Raw genomic sequence first — 5854 nt, 5'->3', positions numbered from 1 at the left:
TCCGCACCGACGGCACGGACACCGACGGCGCGGTCGCCTCCACCCTGCGCGCCGGGCACGGCGTGCGCCCGGCGAAGACCCGGCAGGCGGATGCCGCCAAGGACCTGAGTGCACAGCAGTCCCTCACCTTCCCCGTCCGCAAGGGGCAGGCATACGAGGTCACCAAGTACGTGGGCGTCGACACCGCGCTGACCTCGCGCTCGCCCCGCCAGGACGCCACGAACGCCTCGCAGCGCGCCGCCCGGCGCGGATGGGACGGCCTGGCGCGCGCCCACAGCGCCGCCTGGGCCCGGCTGTGGCGTTCCGACATCGAGGTGCCCGGTCGGCGCGACCTGCAGGCATGGGTGCGCTCCGCGCGGTACGGGCTGCTGTCCAGCACCCGGGAAGGCGCCTCCAACAGCATCGCCCCGGCCGGGCTGACCAGCGACAACTACGCGGGCCTGGTGTTCTGGGACGCCGAGACCTGGATGTACCCGGCCCTGCTGGCCACCTCGCCCGAACTGGCCAGGACCGTCGTCGAGTACCGGTACCGGACCCTCCCCGCAGCGCGCGAGAACGCCCGCAAGCTCGGCTACCAGGGACTCTTCTACCCCTGGAACAGCGGCAGCAAGGGCGACCTGGCCCAGGAGTGCCACAGCGTGGACCCGCCGCACTGCCGCACCCAGATCCACCTCCAGTCCGACATCTCCCTCGCCACCTGGCAGTACTACCTCGCCACCGGCGACACCGCCTGGCTGCGCGAGCGCGGCTGGCCGGTGATGAAGGGCATCGCCGAGTTCTGGGCCGGGAGGGTCCACCGCAACACGGACGGCAGCTACTCCATCAAGGACACCGCCGGCCCCGACGAGTACAGCAACGGCGTCGACGACGCGGTCTTCACCAACGCCGGAGCCGTCACCGCCCTGCGCAACGCCGCGCACGCCGCCCGGCTGCTCGGCGAGCACGCGCCGGAGGAGTGGAAGACGGTCGCCGACGGCATCCGGATCCCCTACGACGCGCAGCGCAAGGTCTTCCAGCAGTACGACGGTTACCAGGGCAGCAAGATCAAGCAGGCCGACACGGTGCTGCTGATGTACCCCCTGGAGTGGCCGATGCCCGAGGGCGCCGCGACGAACACCCTCGACTACTACGCCCAGCGGACCGACCCCGACGGCCCCGCCATGACGGATTCGGTCCACGCCATCGCCGCCGCCGGCACGGGCGAACCGGGCTGCTCGACGTACACCTACCTGCAGCGCTCCATCAGGCCGTTCGTCCGCGGCCCCTTCGCCCAGTTCTCCGAGGCGCGCGGCGCCAAGGCGGGCGCCGAGGACCCGCTGGCCGGCTCGCCCGCGCACGACTTCCTCACCGGCAAGGGCGGCTTCCTGCAGACGTTCACCAACGGCCTGACCGGCATGCGGATGCGCGAGGACCGGCTCCGCCTCGACCCGATGCTGCCCCCGCAGCTCGGCCGCGGCGTGACCCTGCGCGGTCTGCACTGGCAGGGACGCACGTACGACATCGAGCTCGGCGCCCACGACACCACCGTGCGGCTCACCGAGGGCGCGCCCATGACCCTCGACACCCCGCAGGGCGAACAGGTCCTCAGCAAGGCCGCCCCGGCCGTCCTCAAGACCCGCCGCCCCGACCTCGTCCCGACCGGCAACCTGGCCCGCTGCACCGCGGTCACCGCCTCCTCCGAGGAGCCCGGCCTGTACGCGGCCGCCGCCGTCGACGGCAACACCGCCACGGCCTGGGTCCCGGACGGGCCGTCCGGCACCCTCACCACCGACCTCGGCAAGCCCGTACGCGTCACCGAGGTCACCCCCGCCTGGAACGGCCCGGCACCGGCCTCGTACGACGTCCAGCTGTCCGCCGACGGGCGGCAGTGGCGGAACGCCGCCGCCGGTGACGGGGCGGAAACCGCGCGGTACGTACGGGTGGTGGTCCGCGGCGACGCCGCCGCCAAGTCCCGTACGGGCATCGCGGAGCTGACGGTCTCCTAGAGGCCGCCAGGGGCGGGCCGCACCGAGTCCTTCCCGGCCCGCTGTGGGGGCGGGCCGGGAAAGCGAGGCGGGCGGCCCGTCCGGCGGACCGCTCAGCCGACGACGATCTCCAGCTCCCCGGCCCCGTCGACCCGGGCGGACACGGCGGTCAGGTCGGCGACCGTGACGTCCGCGTCGAGTTCGTCCGGGCGGTGCGTCGTCGTCAAGGCGATCGTCGCCATGCCGGCCGCCCGCCCGGCGGCCAGGCCGGCGGGTGCGTCCTCGACGACGACGCACCGGGACGGGTCGACACCGAGCCGCTCGGCCGCCAGGAGGAAGGGCTCCGGGTGGGGCTTGTAGTGGGTGAGGTCGTCGTCCGACGTGACGAGGAACTTGGGGTGGATGCCCACCTGGCCGAGCCGGGTCCCGGCCACGCGCCGGCTGCTGGACGTCACCACGGCCCAGCGGTCCAGGGGCAGCGAGGCCAGCAGTCCGGTGGCGCCGGGCACGGGCACCACGCCACCGGCGAGCGCGTCGGCCACCTCCGCATCGGCCAGGCGCCGGAGCCCTTCGGCCACCTCTCCGGCGGGCAGGAGAGCGGCGGCGATCTCGGCCGCCGGCCGCCCGTGCACCTCGACGCGCGCCATGGCCTCCTCCAGCGTCATGCCGTACGACTCGACCCAGCTGCTCCAGACGCGCTGGACCGACTGCAGGGAGGAGACCAGCGTTTCATCGCTGTCGAAGAGGAGGGCACTCGCCGAAAATCGCATGGCGGGCAGCGTACATGGCGGGTACATGCAGGAGGGCCGGGGCCTCCCGGGGCACGGGCCCCCGCGGGGGCAGCTACGCCTTCACACCCGTACCCGCCGGGGTGGAGGCGGTGACCTCCGGGTGCAGGCCCGCGCTCGCGAGGGCGACACCGGCCCGACCGTGGACCGCGGCCGCGGAAGCGGGCTTCGGCACCGCAGCCTCCCTGCGCCGGCACCCGGCCGCCGAGACGGGGGTGCCGCCGACGGCCTCCCGCCGTACGTTCCGCGCCGGGGCGTCCTCCGTCTCCCGGTGCACCGGTGTCTGCCGGCCGGTGGGAGGGGCCGCCCGGCCCCGGTTCAGGGGCAGGCGTCACTGTGGCCGCACACCCAGGCCAGGGCGTCGAGCACCCCGTGGACGTAGTCCCTGGGCACCGTCCGCTGCGTGAAGTCCTCCAACTGCGCTTGCGCGGCGTCCGCTTCGGCCGTCAGGACCGCCAGGCCCGGGGCCCCGTCCGAGCGGCCGCCGGTGACGGGCGAGACCTGTCCCCGGCCCAGGGCCCAGAGGTAGGCGGTCAGGGCGCCGCGCGTGTACTGGGTCTGCCGGACCGGCCCCGCCGCCTTCCGGTCGAGCCGGCGATGGGCCTGCTGGACCTCGGGGACGGGCCGGACACCGGCCCTCGGCCCTTCGGGATCGATGAGGTGAGAAGTAGTCATATCGGTACGCCTAGCCCCGCCGGACGGTTCTACGCCTCGCGTATCGGCGCCCGGCTCCGGGGGTAGCCGGGGAGAGAGCGTCCCGGCACTCCGGAGAAGGGAAGCATCATGGCGGATCACAGTGCGGCAGAGGTGCCCGGCGGCGCGCGCGACGCCCTGGCCAATCCGGCGGTGGAGCGCGGCACGCTCTCGCTGACGCAGTCGGAGGACGGTGTTCCGACGCTGACGGTGAGCGGAGGGAACGCCATCGCCAGGGGAATCCGCGTGGTGGACGGCTCGGGCAAGGTGATCGCGGCCTACGTGGGGTTCTGCGTCGACGACCTGAGCGTGGCCAAGTCGATGCAGAGCGCGGTGTCCGGAGCCGTGGCGCACTCCCTCGACGGCATATCCGAGAAGCAGGCCGCGAAGGCCGAGGCCCCGTCGGGCGTCATCACCGGGCACGCCGGCCCCGACACCCCGGTGAAGCTGACTCCGGACGAGTTCCGCGAGCAGGTCGTGACCACCTTGGCGACCGAGCTGATCGACCTCTCCCGCGACCTGCGCCGCTGAGCTCCTCCGCGGCCGGGCGGCGGCCGCCCGGCCCGACCGGATGCGGGGTCCTCGCCGGAAGGGCACGATCGGCTCCAGGAGGAGACGCCCATGACCGGCACGGAACCCCTCGCCACGCTGGACGAGCGCTACAGCAGCGCGCAGGCGACGGCGGCGGACTGGAGCGACGCCGTCACCGCGCTGGCCCGCGCAGAGGTGTACTGGCTGACGACCGTACGTCCCGACGGGCGGCCGCACGTCACCCCCCTGATCGGCGTATGGGAGGACGGTGCGCTGCACTTCTGCACCGGTGCGGAGGAGCGCAAGGCGAAGAACCTGCGGAGCAACCCGCACGTCGCCCTCACGACCGGCTGCAACACCCTCCGGGAGGGCTGTGACCTGGTCGTCGAGGGGGAGGCCGTGCGGGTGAGCGAGGAGCGGCGGCTGCGGCGGCTCGCCGGCGCGTGGGAGGCGAAGTACGGCACGGAGTGGCACTTCGACGTGGCGAACGGCGTGTTCGTCCACGGCGCCGGCGAGGCCCTGGTCTTCGCGGTGGCCCCCCGCACAGCCTTCGGCTTCGGCAAGGGGGAGCCCTACGGTCAGACCCGCTGGCGGTTCACCGGGAGCGGGTGACCAAGGTCACGGAGGGGTCAGGCCTGGGGGGCGTCGTCCTGGCCGTCGCGCGCCGCGTTCTTCTCCTTGATGCGCGCCGCCTCCTTGCGGACCTCGGCCTGGGTGGCGCGCTCGCGCTGCAGCCACTCGGGCTGCTCGTCCTTCAGCGCGTCGATCTGCTCCGTCGTGAGGGGCTCGGTGACCCCGCCGCGGGCCAGGCCGGCGATGGAGACGCCGAGCTTCGCCGCCACCACGGGACGGGGGTGCGGGCCGTTGCGGCGCAGGTCCTGCAGCCACTGGGGCGGATCGGCCTGCAGTGCGTTGAGCTCGCTGCGCGAGACGACACCCTCCTGGAACTCGGCGGGGGTGGCCTGGAGGTACACACCCAGCTTCTTCGCCGCGGTCGCGGGCTTCATGGTCTGGGTGGTCTTGTGCGACGTCATGCTGTCAAGGGTATCGAGCATGTGAGCTACCTCTGACCACGACCGGTAACCTGGCGGGGTGACAGGCTCGGAAGATTCCCCTTCGTTCCGGCTCGCGTATGTCCCTGGAGTGACACCCACGAAGTGGGTGCGGATCTGGAACGAGCGGCTGCCCGAAGTCCCACTGACGCTCGTGGCGGTGCCCGCCGCCGAAGCGTGCGAGGCGCTGCGGCGCGGCGACGCCGACGCGGGCTTCGTACGGCTGCCGGTGGACCGGCAGGACCTCAGCGCGATCCCCCTCTACACCGAGACGACCGTGGTCGTGATCCCGAAGGACCACGTGGCGGCGGCGGTCGACGAGCTCTCCCCGGCGGACCTGGCGGACGAGATCGTGCTGCATCCGCTCGACGACGTCCTCGGCTGGGAGACGCTGCCCGGGCAGCCCGCGATCGAGCGTCCCGCCACGACGGCGGACGCCGTCGAGCTGGTGGCGGCGGGCGTGGGCGTGCTGGTCGTGCCGCAGTCGCTCGCCCGCCTGCACCACCGCAAGGACCTCACCTACCGGCCGCTCTCGGACGCACCCGAGTCCCGGGTCGCCCTGTCGTGGCCGCAGGAGGCGACCACCGACCTGGTGGAGCACTTCATCGGGATCGTCCGCGGGCGGACGGTCAACAGCTCGCGCGGCCGTCCCCTGCCCCAGGCGGCGCAGCCCCAGGACAAGGGCAAGGCCAAGGCGCAGTCCAAGCAGAAGCGCCCCGGTACGGGCGGCGCGCCGCGCAAGCCCGCGGCCGGCAAGTCCGGCGGCAAGGCCCCCCGGGGCGGCGCGGCCGGTTCCAAGGGCGGCGCCAAGCGCGGAAAGCCCCGC

The 5854-nt window shown here is 73.7% G+C and carries 7 protein-coding genes; 4 read left to right on the top strand and 3 right to left on the bottom strand.

The features are described from left to right. On the top strand, nt 1-1985 hold a 1985-nt coding region (locus V7793_RS31975; protein WP_336013191.1), incomplete at its 5' end, for a discoidin domain-containing protein. Nucleotides 1986-2077: 92 nt separating this feature from the next. On the opposite strand, the gene V7793_RS31970 is transcribed toward V7793_RS31975, so the two are convergent. Continuing rightward, a complete protein-coding gene (locus V7793_RS31970) occupies nt 2078-2734 on the bottom strand; it encodes an HAD-IA family hydrolase (RefSeq protein WP_336013189.1) in 657 nt (218 codons plus the stop codon). Between the two features lie 336 nt (nt 2735-3070). After that, entirely contained in the window at nt 3071-3427 is a 357-nt protein-coding gene (locus V7793_RS31965; protein WP_336013188.1) for a hypothetical protein, read from the bottom strand. A 108-nt stretch (nt 3428-3535) separates the two neighbouring features. Between V7793_RS31965 and V7793_RS31960 the strand changes: the two genes are divergently transcribed. Both V7793_RS31960 and V7793_RS31955 read left to right on the top strand, forming a co-directional pair. Then, complete coding sequence (locus V7793_RS31960) at nt 3536-3976, top strand: hypothetical protein (RefSeq protein WP_336013186.1); 441 nt, start codon at nt 3536-3538, stop codon at nt 3974-3976. A 90-nt stretch (nt 3977-4066) separates the two neighbouring features. Further along, the gene (locus V7793_RS31955; RefSeq protein ID WP_336013184.1) at nt 4067-4588 is read left to right on the top strand and encodes a pyridoxamine 5'-phosphate oxidase family protein; all 522 of its coding nucleotides are present in this window, start codon (nt 4067-4069) and stop codon (nt 4586-4588) included. A gap of 17 nt (nt 4589-4605) precedes the next feature. On the opposite strand, the gene V7793_RS31950 is transcribed toward V7793_RS31955, so the two are convergent. Further along, a complete protein-coding gene (locus V7793_RS31950) occupies nt 4606-5010 on the bottom strand; it encodes a DUF5997 family protein (protein WP_168091796.1) in 405 nt (134 codons plus the stop codon). A 58-nt stretch (nt 5011-5068) separates the two neighbouring features. Here V7793_RS31950 and V7793_RS31945 point away from each other — a divergent pair. Continuing rightward, nucleotides 5069-5854: LysR family substrate-binding domain-containing protein (locus V7793_RS31945; RefSeq protein ID WP_336013181.1), on the top strand; the 786-nt coding region annotated here is incomplete at its 3' end.

The sequence above is a fragment of the Streptomyces sp. KLMMK genome (genome assembly GCF_036961605.1).
GTDB classification, from domain to species: Bacteria; Actinomycetota; Actinomycetes; order Streptomycetales; family Streptomycetaceae; genus Streptomyces; species Streptomyces telluris.
The sequence above is the reverse complement of the archived record's forward strand: the minus strand, read 5'-3'. Positions and strand labels throughout refer to the sequence as shown.